General features: G+C 63.6%; 16 protein-coding genes. 2 read left to right on the top strand and 14 right to left on the bottom strand.

The annotated features are described in order from the left end of the window. Nucleotides 1-4: 4 nt before the first annotated feature. Both O4H53_RS10455 and fdhF read right to left on the bottom strand, forming a co-directional pair. Nucleotides 5-1,201: a Zn-dependent hydrolase gene (locus tag O4H53_RS10455; protein ID WP_269363587.1), complete on the bottom strand. Its 1,197-nt coding sequence runs from the start codon at nucleotides 1,199-1,201 to the stop codon at nucleotides 5-7. 127 nt (nucleotides 1,202-1,328) lie between these two features. Further along, nucleotides 1,329-4,097 (bottom strand): formate dehydrogenase subunit alpha, encoded by a 2,769-nt coding sequence (fdhF, locus tag O4H53_RS10450; RefSeq protein ID WP_269363585.1) that lies wholly within the window; start codon nucleotides 4,095-4,097, stop codon nucleotides 1,329-1,331. Between the two features lie 203 nt (nucleotides 4,098-4,300). Between fdhF and O4H53_RS10445 the strand changes: the two genes are divergently transcribed. Beyond that, nucleotides 4,301-4,954, top strand: a complete 654-nt coding sequence (locus O4H53_RS10445) for a histidine phosphatase family protein (protein ID WP_269363583.1) — start codon at nucleotides 4,301-4,303, stop codon at nucleotides 4,952-4,954. Nucleotides 4,955-4,967: 13 nt separating this feature from the next. Then, complete coding sequence (locus O4H53_RS10440) at nucleotides 4,968-5,588, top strand: glutathione S-transferase family protein (RefSeq protein WP_269363581.1); 621 nt, start codon at nucleotides 4,968-4,970, stop codon at nucleotides 5,586-5,588. Between the two features lie 33 nt (nucleotides 5,589-5,621). Here O4H53_RS10440 and O4H53_RS10435 read toward each other — a convergent pair whose 3' ends face one another. The 12 genes from O4H53_RS10435 to puuE all read right to left on the bottom strand — a co-directional run bounded on the left by O4H53_RS10435 (nucleotide 5,622) and on the right by puuE (nucleotide 19,101). Next, on the bottom strand, nucleotides 5,622-6,353 hold the full coding sequence (locus O4H53_RS10435; RefSeq protein WP_269363580.1) for an SDR family NAD(P)-dependent oxidoreductase: 732 nt from the start codon (nucleotides 6,351-6,353) through the stop codon (nucleotides 5,622-5,624). Then, complete coding sequence (locus O4H53_RS10430) at nucleotides 6,350-6,913, bottom strand: DUF3833 family protein (RefSeq protein ID WP_269363577.1); 564 nt, start codon at nucleotides 6,911-6,913, stop codon at nucleotides 6,350-6,352. Before O4H53_RS10430 ends, O4H53_RS10435 begins: the two co-directional genes overlap by 4 nt. Continuing rightward, nucleotides 6,901-8,148: an MFS transporter gene (locus O4H53_RS10425; protein WP_269363575.1), complete on the bottom strand. Its 1,248-nt coding sequence runs from the start codon at nucleotides 8,146-8,148 to the stop codon at nucleotides 6,901-6,903. The genes O4H53_RS10430 and O4H53_RS10425 overlap by 13 nt, the downstream gene beginning before the upstream one ends. Further along, entirely contained in the window at nucleotides 8,148-8,906 is a 759-nt protein-coding gene (locus O4H53_RS10420) for a DUF1365 domain-containing protein (RefSeq protein ID WP_269363574.1), read from the bottom strand. The genes O4H53_RS10425 and O4H53_RS10420 overlap by 1 nt, the downstream gene beginning before the upstream one ends. Further along, nucleotides 8,903-10,222 (bottom strand): NAD(P)/FAD-dependent oxidoreductase, encoded by a 1,320-nt coding sequence (locus tag O4H53_RS10415; protein WP_443069599.1) that lies wholly within the window; start codon nucleotides 10,220-10,222, stop codon nucleotides 8,903-8,905. Before O4H53_RS10415 ends, O4H53_RS10420 begins: the two co-directional genes overlap by 4 nt. Nucleotides 10,223-10,439: 217 nt before the next feature. Further along, entirely contained in the window at nucleotides 10,440-11,675 is a 1,236-nt protein-coding gene (locus tag O4H53_RS10410) for a DNA recombination protein RmuC (protein ID WP_269363571.1), read from the bottom strand. Further along, a complete protein-coding gene (gene mutL / locus O4H53_RS10405) occupies nucleotides 11,672-13,516 on the bottom strand; it encodes a DNA mismatch repair endonuclease MutL (protein WP_269363569.1) in 1,845 nt (614 codons plus the stop codon). The genes O4H53_RS10410 and mutL overlap by 4 nt, the downstream gene beginning before the upstream one ends. A 52-nt stretch (nucleotides 13,517-13,568) precedes the next feature. Beyond that, nucleotides 13,569-14,795, bottom strand: a complete 1,227-nt coding sequence (locus O4H53_RS10400; RefSeq protein WP_269363567.1) for a urate hydroxylase PuuD — start codon at nucleotides 14,793-14,795, stop codon at nucleotides 13,569-13,571. Nucleotides 14,796-14,899: 104 nt separating this feature from the next. Then, a complete protein-coding gene (locus tag O4H53_RS10395; RefSeq protein WP_269363565.1) occupies nucleotides 14,900-16,333 on the bottom strand; it encodes a uracil-xanthine permease family protein in 1,434 nt (477 codons plus the stop codon). A gap of 46 nt (nucleotides 16,334-16,379) precedes the next feature. After that, complete coding sequence (locus tag O4H53_RS10390) at nucleotides 16,380-16,883, bottom strand: ureidoglycolate lyase (protein ID WP_269363563.1); 504 nt, start codon at nucleotides 16,881-16,883, stop codon at nucleotides 16,380-16,382. Then, nucleotides 16,880-17,689: a bifunctional allantoicase/(S)-ureidoglycine aminohydrolase gene (locus O4H53_RS10385; RefSeq protein WP_269363561.1), complete on the bottom strand. Its 810-nt coding sequence runs from the start codon at nucleotides 17,687-17,689 to the stop codon at nucleotides 16,880-16,882. Before O4H53_RS10385 ends, O4H53_RS10390 begins: the two co-directional genes overlap by 4 nt. Continuing rightward, nucleotides 17,686-19,101, bottom strand: coding sequence for an allantoinase PuuE (puuE, locus tag O4H53_RS10380; protein WP_269363559.1), 1,416 nt, complete (start codon nucleotides 19,099-19,101; stop codon nucleotides 17,686-17,688). Before puuE ends, O4H53_RS10385 begins: the two co-directional genes overlap by 4 nt. Nucleotides 19,102-19,488 lie beyond the last annotated feature (387 nt).

Raw genomic sequence — 19,488 nt, 5'->3', positions numbered from 1 at the left:
TGTGTCAGCCCAGTTCCGCCACAGCCCGCGCCAGAACCGCAACCCCGGCCACCAGGTCATCCTCGGCGGTATCCTCCTCGAAGGCATGACTTATCCCATTGATTGATGGGACAAAAAGCATCGCTACCGGCATCAGCCGCGAGACATTCGTTGCGTCATGCAGGGCACCCGAGGGCATCACCCGCCACTGCCCCGGCGCCACCGCCTCCGCCCCGGCCTCCAGCGCCCCGCGCAGCCCCGCATCCATCCGCACCGGCTCCAGTCCCAACAGCGGACCATAGGACAATGCCATGCCCCGGGTCTCCGCGATTTCCTGCGCGGTGTCGCGGATGATCGCCTCCATCCGGGCCAGCCGGTCCCTGTCGCCGTCGCGCCACTGCATGGAAAAGACAGCCTTTCCCGGCACGATGGAGGAAGCATTGGGATGCAGGGACACATGCCCGATGGTCCAGACCGTCGCCGGGGTCACCACATTGCGAAACCGCTCTTCCAGCAGGGTATTGAATGCCGAGACCGCCTGGAAAGCATCCTTGCGCAGATGCATCGGGGTCGTGCCCGCATGGTTCTGCTGGCCTTCGAAGGTCACCTTCATGTCGCGAATGCCCACGATATCCGAGACCACGCCAATCTGCTCGCCGGAGGTATCCAGCGTCGGCCCCTGCTCGATGTGCATCTCGATGAACCCGGTAAAGCGCGACGGGTCCACCGGCCCGGTGACCATCCCGGCCATCGACGCCCGCGCATCGGCCAGCGTGACACCCGCATGATCCGTCAGCACATCCGCATCCGCCTGCGACAGATGCCCCGACCAGACCGCCGACCCGGTGGTGACGCCAAAGCGCCCTTCCTCATCCTGGAAAGAGACCACCGATATGGCCGGTCCCCCCGCTTCCCGGCTGGCCCGCGCCACTTCCAGCGCCGCCACGACACCCAGCGCACCATCCAGCCAGCCGCCCTCCGGCTGGCTGTCCGAATGCGACCCCATCAGCAGCGAAGGCCCCTCTGCCAGGCCAAAGAGGTTTCCCATCCCGTCCATGGCCACCTGCAACCCGGCGTCCTCGAAACGCCCCGCCAGCCACTGCCGCGCGGCCAGATCGGCCGGCGTATAGGCGGGCCGGACCACCCCTTTGCCCACACCCGAGGCACCAAATTCCCGCAGCGCATGAAGGTCCGCCAGAAATCTCTCCGCATTGATCTTCATAGTATTTTCCTCTTTTTGGCTGCAAATATTCCCGGGGAGTTTGAGGGGCAGCGCCCCTCATCAGCAAGGATAAAATCGCATGCGCGCCCGCAAGGGCGCGCACCAGCCGATCAACACTGCGGCAGGTTCACTGCGCCGCGACAGCGCCCGTCACCGCCTCGACCTTCACGGCAGAGAACTTGAACTCCGGGATCTTGCCATAGGGGTCCACCGCCGGGTTGGTCAGGATGTTCGCTGCCGCCTCGACATAGGCAAAGGGCAGGAACACCATGTCGGGAGACACCGCCCGGTCCTCGCGGGCCATGATCTCGATGCTGCCACGCTTGGTGCTCAGGCGCACGTGCTCGCCCGGGGCGACCCCCAGCTTGCGCAGCGTGCTGGGGTGCAGCGAACAATTCGCCTCCGGCTCCAGCCCGTCCAGCACGGTGGCGCGGCGGGTCATCGACCCGGTGTGCCAATGCTCCAGCTGACGCCCCGTGGTCAGGATCATCGGATAATCCGCATCCGGCACATCGTCAGGCGCGATGATGCTGGCAGGCGTGAACCGCGCGCGGCCATCGGGGCGCGGGAACCCATCGGCAAAGACGATGGCCTGCCCCGGATCGGTCTCGCTCAGCGACGGATAGGTCACCGCATTCTCGCGGCTCAGCCGGTCCCAGGTGATGTTGTTCAGCGACCGCATGTTCAGCTTCATCTCGGCAAAGACATCCGCCGGGCTGTCATAGGACCAGCCCAGCCCAAGCCGCCTTGCCAGTTCCACCTCGATCCACCAATCCTCGCGCGCCTCGCCCGGAGGGGCCACCGCCGCCCGGCCCATCTGCACCTGCCGGTTGGTGTTGGTCACGGTCCCCGATTTCTCCGCAAAGGCGCTGGCGGGCAGGATCACATCGGCATAATTCGCCGTCTCGGTGATGAAGATGTCCTGCACCACCAGATGTTCCAGCTTGGCCAGCGCATCGCGCGCATGCTCCACATCCGGGTCGGACATTGCCGGGTTTTCGCCCAGCACATACATGCCCCGGATATCGCCGTCATGCACCGCATCCATGATCTCGGTCACGGTCAGCCCCTTCTCGGCCGAGAAATCCCCGGATTTCCAGACCTCGGTAAAGGCGGAACGCACACCATCATCCATGACCGACTGGTAGTCCGGCAGGAACATCGGGATAAGCCCCGCATCCGACGCACCCTGCACGTTGTTCTGCCCCCGCAAGGGGTGCAGGCCCGCGCCGGGCCGCCCGACCTGCCCGGTCATCAGCGCCAGTGAAATCAGGCAGCGCGAGTTGTCGGTGCCGTGGATGTGCTGGCTGACACCCATGCCCCAGAAAATCATCGCCGCCTTCGCCCCGGCAAAGGTCCGTGCCACATCGCGCAGGGTCTCGGCGTCGATGCCGCAGATCGGTGCCATCTTCTCCGGGGTGAAATCCTTCAGGTGCTCTTTCTCCGCCTCCCAGTTCTCGGTGTAGGCTTCGATATACTGCTGGTCGTAAAGCCCTTCCTCCACGATCACATGCATGATCGCATTCAGCATCGACACATCGGTGCCGGGCCGGAACTGCAGCATATGGCTGGAGAACCGTTTCAGCGCCTGGCCGCGCGGGTCCATCACGATCAGCTTGCCACCGCGCTTGGTGAACTGCTTGAAATAGGTCGCGGCGACGGGGTGGTTTTCGATCGGGTTGCAGCCGATGGCAATCGCCACATCCGCATTTTCGATCTCGTTGAAGGTTGCGGTCACCGCGCCGGAACCGACGTTCTCCATCAGGGCCGCCACGCTGGAGGCATGGCAAAGCCGGGTGCAGTGATCGACGTTGTTGTGTCCGAACCCCTGGCGGATCAGCTTCTGGAACAGATAGGCCTCTTCATTGGTGCATTTGGCCGAGCCAAAGCCGGCCACACCCCGGCCGCCGATGTCCTTCAGACCCTTGGCGGCAAAATCCAGCGCCTCGTCCCAGCTGGCTTCGCGAAAGAATTGTGACCAGTTGCCGGGATCGACGTTCAGCCCCTTGGGCGGCGCGTCCTCGCGGCGGATCAGCGGCTTGGTCAGGCGGTGATCGTGGTGGATATAGTCAAATCCGAACCGGCCCTTGACGCAAAGCCGCCCTTCGTTCGCGGGGCCGTTGATGCCCTCGACGTATTTGACCTTGCCATCCTTGACCTTGAGCGAGATCTGGCAGCCGACACCGCAGAAGGGGCAGATGCTGTCCACCTCGGAATCGAAATCTGCGGAATCACCCACCTGATCGGCATCCACCACCGTGGCGGGCATCAGCGCGCCGGTGGGGCAGGCCTGCACACATTCGCCGCAGGCCACGCAGGTGGAGGCGCCCATCGGATCGGCCATGTCGAAGGTCGGATAGGCATCATGGCCGCGGCCCGACATGCCGATCACGTCGTTCACCTGCACTTCGCGGCAGGCGCGCACGCAAAGCCCGCATTGAATGCAGGCATCCAGGTTCACGCTCATCGCCACATGGCTGTCGTCCAGCAGCGGGATGCGGCCTTCTTCCAGCTTGGGAAAGCGGCTGGCTTCGACCCCGTTCATCGCGGCCATGTCCCACAGGTGGCTGGACTTGTCGTGGCTGACGTCATGTCCGGGCTGATCTGCCATCAGCAGCTCCACCACCATCCTGCGCGCATTTTCCGCACGCGCGTTGTTGGTGGTCACGACCATGCCCTCTGCAGGTTCGCGGATGCAGCTTGCCGCCAGCACGCGCTCGCCCTCGATCTCGACCATGCAGGCGCGACAGTTGCCATCGGGGCGGTAGCCGGGGGCGGGCTTGTGGCACAGATGCGGGATCTTCAGGCCGCGCCCGTTGGCGACTTCCCAGATCGTCAAGCCCGCTTCGGCCTCCACGGTTTTGCCGTCGAGTGTGAATGTGATCTTCTCAGCCATTGCCGTCTCCTCGCATGCGCCCCCAACCTATAACGAAATCCGGTGCAGGTCAGGAGTCCCAATCCCGACACACCCCCCCGGTTTTGCGCCACCCGGTGTTTCCGACAGGCGTCATGGTTTCCCCATCACGCGGCCAAATACCGATACCGCGCTTTCCAGTGGCGCGCTGCTCGCCTATCAAGGCAGAAACAGGCAGGTGTCCCATGTCCCACATCACCCTTATCCGTCACGGTCAGGCAAATTCCGGCGCCAAGGACGAGCTGAGCTATGACAAGCTCAGCCCGCTTGGTCATGAACAGGCCGCCTGGCTGGGCGATCACCTGCGCCAGACCGAAACCCATCACACGCGGCTCTACACCGGCACGCTCACCCGGCACATCGAGACCGCCGAAGGCATGGGCACCGGGCTGGAACCCATCCGCGACCCCCGCCTGAACGAGTTGGAGTATTTCACACTCGCCTCGCTGCTGGAGGCGCAGCACGGCATCGCCTTTCCGACCGAACAGGGGGCCTTTACCTCGCATCTGCCCACCGTGTTCCAGCACTGGCAGGACGGCATGATCGAAGAGGCGCCGGAAACCTGGGACAGTTTCCACACCCGGATCCAAGATGCCCTGCAAGAGATTGCTTCCGGTCACGGGCCCGCGCTGGTGGTGACCTCGGGCGGGCTGATTTCCATGGTGATGGCCCAGGCCATGGGCCTTGGCATCCCGGCGATGGCGCGCATCGCGCTGGCGATCATGCATACCTCCATGCACCGGCTCTTTCCCATCGGCGGCCATTGGTCTCCGGTGCTGTTCAACGCGGTGCCGCATCTGGACAGGCCAGACCGCCGCAGTGCCCAAACCCATATCTGAAAGGACGCATCTCATGATGAAACTCTTTTACGCTCCCGGCACGATTTCCATCGCAGTGGCCATCGGCCTGGAAGAAGCCGCGCTCGCCTATGAAGGCGTCAAGGTCGATTTCGCCAATGCGGAACAGACCAGGGAACCTTACCTGGCGATCAACCCCAAGGGCCGGGTGCCGGCGCTGATCGGCGATGACGGCACGGTGATGACCGAAACCGGCGCCTTGCTGGACTATATTGCTGCCCTTGCACCACAGGCGGGGCTCCTGCCCGCGGATGCGCAATCAGCGGCCCATATGCGCGGTGTCATGTATTACCTTGCCTCAACCATGCATGTGGCCCATGCCCACAAGATGCGGGGCAGTCGCTGGGCCGATGCCCAATCCAGCTTTGACGACATGAAGGCAAAGGTGCCGCAGACCATGGCCGCCTGCGCCGCCTATGTCGAAGCAGAATGCCTGCGCGGCGATTATGTCTGCGGGGATGCGCTGACCATCGCCGACCCCTATCTTTTCATCGTTTGCAACTGGCTGGCGGGTGATGGCGTCACGGTCGCCGACTTCCCCCGGATCGAGGCCTTTCTGGCCCGGATGGAAAGCCGCGAAAGCGTCAGGACCATACGCGCCAAGGGGATGCTCTGACAGCAAGGCATACCTGAACTGCGCCGCGCTGCACTAGGAGAAAATGCGGAAATACAGCCAGTCGGGCAGGAACTGGCTGATGCGGAACAGGGTCGAGAAAAGCCATGGAAAGCTCTTCTTGAACCTGTCCGTGCCCATATGTTCGATCACCTGCTGCGCGGCCTCTTCAGGCGTCATGATGAAGGGCATCCGGAAATTGTTCTTTTCGGTCAGCTGGGTCCTGATGAAACCGGGGTTGACCACCTGCACCCGGACGCCGGTCTTGCGCAGGTCGGCATACATGCATTCGGCCAGCGACATGGTGGCAGCCTTTGACGCGGTATAGCCGATGGAGCCGGGCAATCCGCGAAACCCCGTGAGACTGGAGGTGATGACGATATGTCCGGAATCGCGGTCCACCATCCCCGGCACCACCTGCCCCATGACACGCATCAGCCCGGTGAAATTCACATCTGCCATGGCGGTTGCCTGTTCCGCGTTCCAGTCCCGCGCACCAAAGGGCCAATAGACACCGGCCAGATAGACGATGCCGTCAATCTGCCCCACGGCCTCTGCCGCCGCCTTCACGCTCTCTGCGTCCGTGACATCGACAGTCTGGAAACTGGCCTTGCCGGGCAATTCAGCAACCAGCGCAGCGAGCTTGCCTTCGGACCGGGCGGAAACGATCACCTCGGCCCCTGCGCGGTTCAGCTTTTGCGCCAAAGCGGCACCCAGCCCGCCGCTCGCACCCACTAGCCAGTATCGTTTCGACTGAAACCCCGTCATCGTCTCTCCTTTGGCCGGATGGTGGCGATCAGCTCTGCCACCTTGATCCCGTATTTGCGGAACTGACTGCGGTTCACGATGGTTCCGTCGGGTGTCAGATACATCCAGTCGACCGTGCGCAGTCGGTGACCACCGCTTTCGGGGGGCAGGATGATGTCATAGCGGATCAACGCCGCAGACCCGGTCACGCTGCCCGCGCCATGCCCCGGCACATCCTCGGCCGTGGCGGTAAATGCACCGTTGTCCTGCAGGGCGATATGCCATGTCCGGTCCTGAAAACTGCCATCGTTGTAGCGGAACCGCTCTGTCATCACGGCAGTCTCGCCCTCCCACCGGATGTCGAAATCCGCCACGAAAGAACTGGTCACGCGTCCCAGCGGGCCAAAGATCACACCTTCGCAGATCATCTCGCCGTTCAGGTGGTGCTGCATGTCGAAGGCGGGGAACCCTTCGCTGTAGTCTTCCGGATGCTGACCGGGAAACTCGGCAAACCGCCTGCGCAGCAGCACCGCGATGCTCGTCAGGGCCACACCAATCAACAGGAAAATCATTGCTTCCATGAAATGTCCTCAGTCGCATTCATTCGGCTCAACAGGCCGATCGCAATCAGTTTCAGCGCACAGGGCACGCCGGCGTAAAAAATGATCAGCAGCCGCGTGGCCTGCGGGGGGCTGGGCGCGTCACCCGTGCGCAACCCGGCCCCCTCAAGCAATGGAAGTAGGGCAATCGCGGCAAATGCCAATGTGAACTTTGAAACAAAGGTCCACAGCCCGAACCCCTCGGCAGCAGAGGGCGAGACCCTGGCCATGCGTGTTGCGAACATCGCGGGCAGCAGGGTCAGGTCCGCGCCCAGCACCGCGCCCGAGGCGATACAGATCACCGCAAAGACGGCCACATCGCCGGGCCCGAGAAACAGCGCTCCTCCGAAGGCCACGATCCCCAGCGCCATCGCCGCCAGCAAAACCCGCCTGCCGCCGAAGCTTTCGGCGAGCAGCCCCCAGCACGGGGCCGCGCCGGCAGCGGACAGGAAGAACAACAGCAGCAGCGGCCCTTCCCAGCCCGCCGCCTCCAGCGCGATTTCCACATAGAACAGGAACAGGGTCGACGTTACCGCCACCGGCGCTGCGTTGAACAGCGCGAGCAGCAGCAGCTGCCGTGCCACCGGGTCGCGCAGGATGGTGGCAAACCCGGTCGAAGGTGGCAGCCCCGCATCGCGCCACTCGCCGTTCATGACAACCACGCTGGCCAGCGCCAGCACCGCAAAACCGGTCGCGTAACCCGCAAAGGGCGCCCCCATGACCACGCCCAGCCCCACCGGCGCGACTGAGGCGACACAGACGCCCAGCAGCGCCCCGGTCTCGCGCCAGCGCGCAAGGGCCAGATGACCGCGCCCCGGCAGGCTGTCCGCCTTGGACACACCCTGGGCGTAAAAGCAGATTGTCAGAAAGCTGAAACCGGAAAACACCAGCGTCAGCATGATCCCGAACCAGGCGATGGGCGGGACCGGCGGCGGCACGGCAAACAGCCCCAGCATGGCGGCGGCCATCACGAAGGCCCCGATGGCCACTGCCGCGCCGCGATGCCTGCGCATCCTTTCCGACAGACGTCCCAGCAGCGGGTCCTGCACCACGTCCAGCAGGCGCAACCCGAACAGCACGGCCCCCAGCGCCGCAAGCGAGACACCATATTCGTCAACGTAGAATTTCGGCGCATGGATATAAACGGGCAGCCCGGCCGCCGACAACAGCGCCGCAAAAAGCGCATAAGACGGAAGCCGCCGCGCCCGGACCGGCATCAGCGGCTGACTTCTTTCTCAGGCGGCAGGGGGCGTGCACGGAATGTCGCGCCTTTCCACCACAGCTTGACCGCCTGCCAGTGGATCAGCGCCAATACCCGCCGCGCCCCGAACGGACGCCGCAGGACCGCGCGCAGGATACCCGCATTGGTCAGCGGTTTGCGCCTGCCTGTCAGCGTCGCGATCAGCCCGCCGTTTCCGGCTGTGTAATCGATCCAGATGCCGATCCGGTCCGCCCGGATGTCAAAGCGGAAGGTATAGGTGCCTTCCACCGGCTGGAACGGCGAGACATGGAAAATCTTGGTCGATGTCAGATGGTCCTCCGCCGTGATCGGGCGCAGGTCCTCGTTCCGGCACAGATAGCAATGCCGGTCGCCATAGGTATTCGTCACCTCTGCAATCACCGTGATCAGCGCGCCCGCATCATCCCGGCACAGCCAGAAACTGACCGGGTTGAAGACAAAGCCGAGGACCCGGGGCTGAGCCAGAATCTCGATGGTCCGCACGCCGCCGATCCGATGCGCCGCCAGCACGTCGCGCACCCACTCAGCGCCACGGCCCCGATGCGGCGCGCCGCCATGGTCACGGTCGAGAAGCGAGGTCAGCCCCGCCCCGTTGCGGCAAAACAGCCCCGGTATCTCCGGTGCGGTTTCCGCGTCGCACAAGACGTAGTCGATGGCATAGCGAAAGGCGTTCCTTGTCGCCCCCTTGCGCCCGTGAAAGGTCTGCCCGACGATATGATCGACCGATCCCCTCATTCAGCGGCGATGGGCAGGGCGGCGCCCCTTTCGATCCGGTCAGCCACCTCCAATGCGCTTGCCAGCCCGTCCTCGTGGAAACCATTGCGCATCCAGGCACCGCAGAACCATGTGTTGCGGTTGCCGTTGGTGGTGGCGATCCTTTTCTGCGCCGCAAGCGCTGCCAGATCATAGACCGGATGGCGCAGGGTCACCTGATCATAGATCAGTTCATCACGGATCCTGCGCCTGGTGTTCAGGGTGACAAAATGCGGATCCTCCATCGGGATCGGCTGCAGCGAATTCATCCAATAGGTCAGGTCAATCCGCTCCGATGTGGTATTGCTGTCTTCGGTATAGACCCAGGAGGCCCAGGTGGCCCGCCGGCTGGGCATCATCCGGGCATCGGCATGCAGGGTGATGTCGTTGGGCTGATACCGGATCGCGCCAAGGCTGGCCTGCTCCGCTTGGTCGGGATCTGCCAGCATCGCCAGCGTATCGTCCGAATGGGTGGCAAATATCACCTCATCGAAAGTCTCCCAGTCGCCGCCCCAGGTCTTGATCTGCACCCCTGGCTCCAACCGGCGCACGGCCTGCACCGCCGCGTTCAGCCGGATGTCCACACGCCTGGCGCGCATCGCGGCCTCCAGCCGGCGGACATAGCTCAAAGAGCCGCCCTGGACCGTGTACCACTGGTGCTGGCCGGAATAGCCCAGCAGCGCATGGTTGCGAAAGAAATCGACCATCGCATAGGCCGGGAAATCCATGATCTTTTCCGTCGGCGTCGACCAGATCGCGCCAGACAGCGGCGACAGGTAGTAGTCCTTGAAATAGCGCCCCGTGCCCAGCACCGACAGGAATTCGCTGATGGTCAGCGACTGGTCGCTGGCCACGCGGGTAGCATGTTTGTTGAACCTGAAAATGTCCCGCAGCATGGCGATGAAACGCGGGTTCAGGGCATTGCGCCGCTGCGCAAAGACAGCGTTCAGGCTGGTCAGCGCATATTCGATCCGGCCGCCGTCGATGGAGGCGCCAAAGCTCATGTTCGATTTCACAACCGGCACCTCCAGTTCATCGAAAAGCGCCGCGAGATTGGGGTAATTGGCATAGTTGAACACGATAAACCCGGTATCGACCGGCTGATCCCCGTTCTTGCCGGCGATCACCGTGCGGGCATGCCCGCCCAGCCGCGCCGCGCTTTCGAACAGGGTCACGTGGTGGCTGTCAGCCAGCCTGTGTGCCGCCCCCATGCCCGAGATACCAGCGCCGATGACGGCAATCCTGCGCCGGGGCGATCCGCCGCGCGCTGGCTCCATTGCTACAGCTTCAAATGGCATAAGGTGATGATTTCCTGTCAGTTGTTACGGTAGTGAAGGGTTCGTGCAGTAATTACGAGGCTGGATGCCCAAGAGTTGCAAAAAAGTTCGGCGCGCGCGCAAAGCCCGCCCGGAGGTCACGGCGATTTTTTGAAATGACTTTGAAAACGCCACGGTATGAGAACTAGACCGGTTTTCGCGGCTTCAAGCTTCTGACGGATTTGTGAAAGGGGGTGCGCTATGTCTTGTCGAGCGGGACGACAACGCCGGGGGCGTCGTCCTTGGCCAGTTCCTCAAAGTCGAAATTATGCAGGCGGCCTGCACGTTTGGACGCCTTTTCCGAGCTGATCATGATCTCGTCCACATCCTTGCGCGCCTGTCCGAAATGACGGTCAAGGTTGCCGACCCGTGTCACCAGCCGCTCGACATCGCCATGCAGCGCACCCAGCTCCTTGCGGATGGCGCCGGCCTGTTCGCGCATCCGCGCATCCTTGAGAATGGCGCGCATGGTGTTCAGCGTGGCCATGCAGGTGGTGGGCGACACGATCCAGACCCGCGCGGCAAAACCTTCGCGGATCAGTTCGGGGAAATTGGCATGCAACTCGGCATAGACCGCCTCGGACGGCAGGAACATCAGCGCGCCGTCCGCCGTTTCGCCTTCGACGATGTATTTCTCGGAAATATCGCGGATGTGTTTCTTCACCGCGACCTTCATCGCCGCCACGGCGTTCTTCAGATCCCAGTCGGTTTTCGCGTTGCGCAGCGCCTCATAGGCCTCCAGCGGGAACTTGCTGTCGATCACGATGGGGCCGGGCGGGTTGGGCAGATGGATCAGGCAATCCGCCCGCTTGCCGTTGGGCAGCGTGTGCTGAAGGCTGTAGCTGTCCGAGGGCAACTGCTTGGACACGATGTCGCGCAGCTGGATTTCACCGAATGCACCGCGTGTCTGCTTGTTGCTCAGGATGTCCTGCAGGGACAGCACATCGCCCGACAGCTTGGTGATATTGTCCTGCGCCTTGTCAATGGCGGCCAGACGTTCCTGCAATTGCGTCAGGCTGGTGGTGGTCTGCTTGGCCGATCCATGCAGGGTCTGGTTCATCCGCTCCTGCATTTCGGTCAGCGACCGCTGCGACCGCGCGGCATTCTCTGCCAGCCGCTCCTGCATCTGCAACTGCACGGTATTTAGCCGCGCCTCCACCGATTGTATCAGCTGGCTCTGCGCATTGGCCTGGGTGTCCGAGACCATCTGCAAACCGCCGCGCAGCTGCTCCTGCCCCGCGCCAAGTTGTTGCACATGACCGCCCAGCACCTGCATCTGCTGCGACAGGGGTGCTGCCAGTCGCGCCGTCCGGCCCGCCGCGCGCACCGCCGCGATCAGCAGGATCAGGATCAGCAGGACCAGCGCCGCGGCCCCAAGAACAGCCAGCACAAGCGGGTCATTCCACTGGTAGATTGTGCCGCCAATCTCGATCATGTGCGTCCGAACAGCCGCTCGATATCGGCCAGCTTGAGTTCCACATAGGTCGGCCGCCCATGGTTGCACTGGCCGGAATGGGGCGTCGCCTCCATCTCGCGCAGCAGGGCGTTCATCTCTTCCGCCCGCATCCAGCGGCCCGAACGGATCGACCCGTGACAGGCGATGCGGCTCAGGATCGCCTCGATCCGGGCCTGCAGGATGTTGCTGTCGCTCTGGTCGGCCAGTTCATCCAGAATATCCAGCAGCATCGCGCGGGCATTGACGGTGCCCAGGATCGCAGGCGTCTCGCGCACCGCGACGGCATTGCCGCCGAATGCCTCGATCCCCAGACCAAACCGCGCGAGGTCGTCCGACACCTCCAGCAAGCGTGCGCAATCGCCTGCCGACAGCTCGACAATCTCCGGGATCAGCAGCGCCTGCGCCGCCACACCGTTTTCTGCCATCTGGCGTTTGAGCTTTTCATAGACCAGCCGCTCATGCGCGGCATGCTGGTCCACGATCACCATGCCGGTGGCGGTTTGTGCGATGATGTAGTTCTCATGCACCTGCCCACGCGCTGTGCCGAGCGGGTAGTCGGGCACCGGCGCGGCGGTTTCGGTCACGGGCTCGGCTGGTGCCTCCACCCGTCCCCACATGCCTGCGGTTTCGGCAAAGCCGGCAGGGGCCTGGGCCTGATGGGCCGCCCCCCTTGCGCCAAGGCTGGGCCGGTCCATCTGATAGACCCGCGCGCCGGTGGGTTCGGGCCGCATCGCGCCAAGGGTCGCCCCCGCAACGGTGGTGGAGGCGCGGTGCCCCGCCTCTGCCAGCGCATGGCGCAGGGCCGAGACGATCAGACCGCGCGCCAGCCCCGGATCGCGAAACCGCACCTCGGATTTCGCGGGATGCACATTGACGTCCACCAATGTCGGTTCGCAGTCGATGAACAGCGCCGCCGCCGGATGCCGGTCACGGCTGAGAAAGTCGAAATAGGCCCCGCGCAGCGCCCCGACCAACAGCTTGTCCCGCACCGGGCGACCATTGACGAAAAGATATTGCGCCACGGCAGAGCCGCGCGAATAGGTCGGCAGCGCGGCAAAGCCGGTCAGGTGCAACCCCTCGCGCTGCGCGTCGATGGGCAGGGAGTTGTCGGCAAATTCCCGACCCAGCACCTGCGCCAGACGGCCATGCAGGGCCTCGAACATCTCGCCCTGTTCGGCATCGGCGCGGAACACCTCGCGGCCCGGCCCGTCACCCGAAACATCGCGCAGGGTGAAACGGACAAAGGGTTCGGCCATGGCCAGCCGCTTGATCACGTCGCCGATCGCCTGCGCCTCCGCCCGGTCGGTGCGCAGGAACTTCAGCCGCGCCGGGGTGGCATGGAACAGGTCGCGCAGGGTGACAACCGTACCGCCGTTCAGCGCCGCTGGCCGTATGTCGCCCTGCCTGCCACCGGCCACCGTGATCTCGGCCCCGTCATGACCCGCCGCGCGGCTGGAGATGCACAGCCTGCCCACCGCACCCAGCGACGGCAGCGCCTCGCCCCGGAAGCCGAAAGTGTGGATGTTCAGCAGGTCCGAGCCGTCAATCTTGGAGGTCGCATGGCGCGACAGCGCCAATGCCAGATCACCCGGCGCGATGCCGCAGCCGTCGTCCGTCACCCGGATCAGGGTCTTGCCGCCATCGGCATATTCCACCGTGATCCGCCGCGCGCCCGCGTCGATGGCGTTTTCCACCAGTTCCTTGACCGCCGAAGCGGGCCGCTCGACGACCTCACCGGCGGCGATCCGGTTGATCGCGGCATCGTCAAGCTGACGGATGACCGGGGGATTATCGGCTATATTGGGGTGAGCCAGGGACATAACGCTAGACCTAGCATGCGATCACGCGATTCTGCCAGTGGGAAACCGGCTGTCAGCGGGTCGTTGCGGCCTTGTACCAGGCCACGATCTCTGCCCGCTCCGCCACCTGCATATAGCTCAGGTTCGCAGGCGGCATCGCATGGGTCAGCCCGGCCTGCAAATAGATCTGTTTCGCCGCCATGGCGATCTGATGTTCCGTCTCCAGCCGCACCCCCTTGGGCGGCCAGTGCAGCCCCTCCCACGACGGTTCCGCCGCATGGCACATGGAACAGCGGCCCGTGACGATGTCCTGCACCCGGTCGAAGCCTTCGGCCCGGGCAAAGCGCAGGGCGGCAGGGCCTGTCGCCTCTGCCGGTTCTTCGGTGCGGAACATCGGTTCGGTGGACAGCCACATGATCAGGATGAAAAGCAGCGCGGTGGCCAGCCAGGTCCAGGTCGGGTCGCCTTTGCGGGCATGTACGCTGTTGAAGTAATGGCGGATCGTCACCCCCATGAGAAACACAAGCGACGCGATCAGCCAGTTCATATCCGACGCGAAAGCCAGCGGATAATGGTTCGACAGCATCAGGAAGATGACCGGCAGGGTCAGGTAATTGTTATGGGTGCTGCGCTGCTTGGCAATCTTGCCGTATTTGGCGTCCGGCGTGCGCCCCGCCTGCAGATCGGCCACCACGATGCGCTGGTTGGGCATGATGATGAAGAACACATTGGCCGACATGATCGTGGCGGTGAACGCCCCCAGATGCAGCAGTGCCGCACGGCCCGAAAAGACGGAAGTATAGAAATAGGCCATCCCGACCAGGATCACGTAGAGCAGGATCATCAGCCGCGTGTTGTCATCGCCAAAGCGGCTTTTGCAGATCCGGTCATAGACGAGCCAGCCAAAGGCCAGCGAGGCCAGCGATATGGCAATGGCCTGAAAGGTGGACAGCGCCATCACCGCCGGATCAACGAGATAGAACTCGGCACCCAGATAATAGACCAGCACCAGCAGGGCAAAACCGCTGAGCCATGTGGAATAGCTTTCCCATTTGAACCACACCAGGTCGCCCGGCATCCTGTCCGGCGCGACCAGGTATTTCTGGATGTGGTAGAATCCGCCGCCATGCACCTGCCATTCCTCGCCATCGGCACCGGAGGCAAGGTCGCGGTCGCGGTGCAGCCCGAGGTCCAGCGCGATGAAGTAGAACGAGGACCCGATCCAGGCAATCCCGACAATCACATGGGTCCAGCGAACCGCGAATTCGATCCAGGAGGACATGGTGGCAAGGTCGTACATGGGTGCTCTTTCGGAAACCTGGGTTGTTGCGGTGCGGTTGCGCCTGGATATTTAGAGCCAAAAAGAGGAGGGGCGGCTCAGCGCCTTGCCCCTCCCCCCCATTGCTAATGCGGCAGGCTGCCCTTTGAATGACCCTGAAGGCCGCCTGACACTTCTTCGGTCGATTCCTCGGCCAGTTCCTCCGGCAGGGCCAGGTTGAGGATGATCGCGATCAGCGCCGCAGGCAGCAGCCCGCTGGTCATCAGGATGCGCATGGTGTCGGGCAGGTGCTGCACCGCACCCGGCTCCAGCTGCAGGCCCAGCCCGACAGAGATCGAGATGGCAAAGATCACCATGTTGCGGCGGTTCCAGTCCACATCGGACAGCATCGACATGCCCGCCGCGACCACCATGCCGAACATCACGATCACACCGCCGCCCAGCACTTCGATCGGCACGGTGCGGATCAATCCGCCCACCTTGGGCACCAGCCCGCAGATGATCAGGAAGACCGCGCCGCAGGTGACCACATGGCGGCTCATCACACCGGTCATGGCGATCAGGCCGACGTTCTGGCTGAACGAGGTATTGGGCAACCCGCCAAAGACGCCTGCAATGGCCGTGCCCAGACCATCGGCATAGGTCGCACCCGCGATCTCGGTATCCGTGGCCTCGCGGCCCGCGCCGCCCTTGGTGATCCCGGACACGTCGCCCACGGTTTCGATGGCCGAGATGAAGGCCATCATGCAGAAGCCGATGATCGCCGCCGCCGACAGCTCAAAGCCATAGCGGAACGGGTCCGGCAGGGCGATCCAGGCGGCGTTGTTCCAGCTTGCGATCACGCCCCGGTCGCCGCCAAACGACAGCATGCCAACCGCCACGGCATAGAAATACCCCACGATCAGACCGATCAGCACGGCAGAGATCGACAGCATCCCCCGGGTAAAGAACTTCAGCCCCAGGGTGACCAGGATCACCACCAGCGCTGCCGACCAGTTCAGCAGACTGCCATATTCCGGCGTGCCGATGGCAGGCACCCCGCCGGCGGCATACTGGATGCCGACCTGCACCAGCGCGAGGCCGATCATGGTGACCACCAGCCCCGTCACCAGCGGCGGCAGGGCAAAGCGTATCTTGCCGATGAACAACCCCAGACAGGCATGAAACAGCCCGCCCACGACAATGCCGCCGAACAGGGCGGCCAGCCCGTCGACCCCCTTTCCCGCAACCAGCGGGATCATGATCGGGATAAAGGCAAAGGACGTGCCCTGCACGATCGGCAGCGCCGCACCGACCGGGCCGATGGTGATGGTCTGCAGCAGCGTCGCCACTCCGGCAAACAGCATCGACATCTGGATCAGGTACAGCAGTTCCGGGAAATCGGGCGAGTTGGAGCCAAAGCCGAACCCCGCCGCACCGGCGATGATGATGGCGGGCGTTACATTGCTGACGAACATCGCCAGCACATGCTGGATGCCCAGCGGAATCGCCCGCGTCAAAGCAGGGGTATAATTAGGATCGCGCAGTTGCTCCGGCGTCCCGATGGAAGTGGATGTCATGCTGTTGTCCCTTGTTGGAGAGGTCGCCCTCTGACGGGACGATCCGTTACGCGGGCTGTGCCCTGATCATATAGGGCCGGTCCAAAGTGTATTCGTCAAGGTTCGGCGTGGTCCCGATCCGGTCGACAACGGCAAATATGCCCGGCCCCGCCAAAGGCGTAAGCACTCCGTGCCATGTTCCCCGGTGCAGGTTGATCCCCTGATGCGGCGCGGTGAGAAAGGCTTGCGGCACACCAGGACGGTCGCCCAGATCCGGCGCTACGATCACAAGGAAAGGGTTCGAGGTCATCGGCAGAAAGGCCTGCGACCCCTCCGGATGCCGCTCCAGCAGGTCCAGCAGATAGGGCAGTTCACGCGGCACCGCGTTGAAAATGCTCAGCCCCGCGCGCCCCTCCGGCCCGAAATCCAGCCTGGCACGGTCGTGGTAGCGCCCGCAGAGCCCCGCGTTGATCAGCCGGTCCGGCGCACCCGCGCAATCCAGCAGATCTCCGAAAGGGGCGAAGGCGGCAACGGTCAGCGCCTGCGCGACAATCTCGCGCGGGGCGCTCATAGCGGCATGTGCCGGTTCACATCCTTGTAGAGCAGATAGCGGAACGGCCCTTCGCCGGTGGCGATACAGGCCTGCGGGCAAAAGGCGCGCAGCCACATGAAATCGCCCGGTCCGACACTGACCCAATCTCGGTTCAGCAGGTATTCCGCCGTGCCTTCCAGAACATACAACCCATGTTCCATCACATGGGTTTCGGCAAAGGGGATGCGCCCCCCGGGCTGAAAGGTGACGATGTTGACGTGCATGTCATGGCGCAGGTCCGCCGGATCGGCAAAGCGCGTCGTGGCCCAGACCCCCTCGCAATCGGGCATGACGACCGGCGCCACCTCCTTGTCCGAGGTGACAAAGGCCTGCGGCATCTCGATGCCCTCGGCCTGCTGATAGCGCTTCCTGATCCAGTGAAACTGGGCCACCGCATCGGTATCGTTCCAGATCGTCCAGACAGTATCGGGCGGGATATAGGCATAGCCGCCTTCGCCCATCTCATGCCGCTGGCCGTCGATGTTCAGCGTCAGCCCGCCGCGCGCGACAAAGATCACCGATTGCGCCTCCGCCTCCTCCTCCGGCGTGTCAGAACCGCCGCCGGGCAGCAGTTCCACGGCATATTGCGAAAACGTCTCGGCAAAGCCCGACAGGGGCCGCGCCAGCACCCACATCCGCATGTTGCGCCAGCCCGGCAGATAGCTGGTGACGATATCGCGCTGGGTGATCGCGGGCAGCACCGCATAGGCAGGCGTGAAAACGGCGGCACCTTCGGGGTTGACCGATTGGTCCGGCAGCCCGCCGGGAGGGAAAGCGTAACTCAAAACATGTCCTCCAGACGCAGCCGTGCGATGCGCTCGACCTGTGCACAGGCGGTTGCGAACTCCGTCTGCGTGTCATTGGCGATCCGCGCCTCGAAAGCGCGCAGGATACCTGCCTTGTCATGATCCTTGACCGCTATGATGAAGGGAAAGCCGTGTTTGCTCACGTAATCCGCATTCAACGCTTCGAACCGCGCGCGTTCCGCATCGGTCAGGGCATCCAGCCCGGCGCTGGCCTGCTCTGCCGTGCTTTCCGCTGTCAGCCGCCTGGCCGCGGCCAGTTTCCCCGCGAGATCGGGGTGCGCCGTCAGCACCCCCAGACGCTCCTTCGCGCTGGCCGACCGGAACATGCGCGCCAGCGCATTGTGCAGGCCCGCCGCCGTGTCATGGGCCGGGCCCAGCTCCAGCTGAAAGGCGCGTTCCGCGATCCAGGGCGAATGTTCGAAAACCCCGCCATAGGCCGCGACAAAGCTGTCACGGTCCATCTGGCTGGGCCGGGGCCCGCGCGGCTCTGGCGGATGCACCGCGTGCCAATGCGCCGCGATGTCAATGCGGCGCGGGGTCCAGACACCCTCGAACCCCTTGATATAATCGACAAAGCGTTTCAGCGCCTGGATGCGTCCGGGCCGCCCGACCAGCCGGCAATGCAGACCCACGCTCATCATCTTGGCGGCACCTTCCGCCCCTTCGGCATAAAGCGCGTCAAACGTGTCGCGCAGATAGGCATAGAACTGGTCACCCGAATTGAACCCCTGCGGCGTGGCAAAGCGCATGTCGTTGCAATCCAGCGTATAGGGAATAATCAGCTGATCGCGGTCGCCGAACTGCATCCAATAGGGCAGGTCATCGTCATAGGTGTCCGAGATGTAGTCGAAAGCACCGCTGCGCGCCGCCAGTGCCACGGTATTGATCGACGTGCGTCCGCAGTACCAGCCGCGCGGCGCGCTGCCCACAACCTCGGTGTGCAGGCGGATCGCCTCGTCCATATCGGCCTGTTCCGCGGTGACGGTATGATCCTTGTAGTCGATCCATTTCAGCCCGTGGCTGGCGATTTCCCAGCCCGCCTCCTTCATCGCCTCGACCTGTCCCGGCGCCCGGGCCAGCGCGCTGGCCACCCCATAGACCGTGACCGGTATGCCCGCGCCGGTGAACAGCCGGTGCAGCCGCCAGAACCCGGCCCTGGCGCCGTAGTCATAGATGCTTTCCATGTTCCAGTGGCGCTGTCCGGTCCAGGGCTGCGCGCCCACGATCTCGGACAGGAAGGCCTCTGACGAGGCATCGCCATGCAACAGGCAATTCTCGCCGCCCTCTTCGTAATTCACGACGAATTGCACGGCGATGCGTGCGCCCCGGGGCCACCTGGCATCGGCCGGTCTGGGGCCATGGCCCTGAAAGTCGCGCGGATAGCGGTTCATGGTAACGTCCTGATGCTGTGTTCCCCACCCTGCACAAATACCGACAGGCGCGCAATTTCTGTTGTGCCGTGGAAAAGCAATCGGGCTGCATCCGCTTTGGATGCAGCCCGATGCCAGATTGACTGCTGCAGCCTGTGTTTATGTGTTAGTCTGGGATTATTAGGCGCGGGCCAACCTGAATGACTGCCGGGGTACATTTGCTTTTGCGGGTCGAATCCGACAGCGCAGAATTCCCAAAAAACAATGTGGCGTCCCCCAGACGGCGTTCCGAAAGCTTCAAGAATACACGCTTTGCGTGCAGTTTTTGCCTCTCACGCCCTATATAGGCAAAGGATGATTCGCAGGTCAAAGAAAAACGAATCACTTTGCCCAGAAAACCCGAATCAC

The organism is Sulfitobacter sp. G21635-S1 (assembly GCF_027213915.1).
Taxonomy (GTDB): Bacteria; Pseudomonadota; Alphaproteobacteria; order Rhodobacterales; family Rhodobacteraceae; genus Sulfitobacter.
This window is presented reverse-complemented; position numbering and strand designations above follow the sequence as displayed.

Coding starts and splice junctions, on each gene's coding strand:
- puuE (WP_269363559.1), bottom strand. CDS start 19,101: ATGAACCGCTATCCGCGCGACTTTCAGGGCCATGGCCCCAGACCGGCC.
- O4H53_RS10435 (WP_269363580.1), bottom strand. CDS start 6,353: ATGACGGGGTTTCAGTCGAAACGATACTGGCTAGTGGGTGCGAGCGGC.
- O4H53_RS10410 (WP_269363571.1), bottom strand. CDS start 11,675: ATGATCGAGATTGGCGGCACAATCTACCAGTGGAATGACCCGCTTGTG.
- O4H53_RS10455 (WP_269363587.1), bottom strand. CDS start 1,201: ATGAAGATCAATGCGGAGAGATTTCTGGCGGACCTTCATGCGCTGCGG.
- O4H53_RS10445 (WP_269363583.1), top strand. CDS start 4,301: ATGTCCCACATCACCCTTATCCGTCACGGTCAGGCAAATTCCGGCGCC.
- O4H53_RS10395 (WP_269363565.1), bottom strand. CDS start 16,333: ATGACATCCACTTCCATCGGGACGCCGGAGCAACTGCGCGATCCTAAT.
- O4H53_RS10430 (WP_269363577.1), bottom strand. CDS start 6,913: ATGGAAGCAATGATTTTCCTGTTGATTGGTGTGGCCCTGACGAGCATC.
- O4H53_RS10440 (WP_269363581.1), top strand. CDS start 4,968: ATGATGAAACTCTTTTACGCTCCCGGCACGATTTCCATCGCAGTGGCC.
- O4H53_RS10420 (WP_269363574.1), bottom strand. CDS start 8,906: ATGAGGGGATCGGTCGATCATATCGTCGGGCAGACCTTTCACGGGCGC.
- fdhF (WP_269363585.1), bottom strand. CDS start 4,097: ATGGCTGAGAAGATCACATTCACACTCGACGGCAAAACCGTGGAGGCC.
- mutL (WP_269363569.1), bottom strand. CDS start 13,516: ATGTCCCTGGCTCACCCCAATATAGCCGATAATCCCCCGGTCATCCGT.
- O4H53_RS10390 (WP_269363563.1), bottom strand. CDS start 16,883: ATGAGCGCCCCGCGCGAGATTGTCGCGCAGGCGCTGACCGTTGCCGCC.
- O4H53_RS10400 (WP_269363567.1), bottom strand. CDS start 14,795: ATGTACGACCTTGCCACCATGTCCTCCTGGATCGAATTCGCGGTTCGC.
- O4H53_RS10425 (WP_269363575.1), bottom strand. CDS start 8,148: ATGCCGGTCCGGGCGCGGCGGCTTCCGTCTTATGCGCTTTTTGCGGCG.
- O4H53_RS10415 (WP_443069599.1), bottom strand. CDS start 10,222: ATGCCATTTGAAGCTGTAGCAATGGAGCCAGCGCGCGGCGGATCGCCC.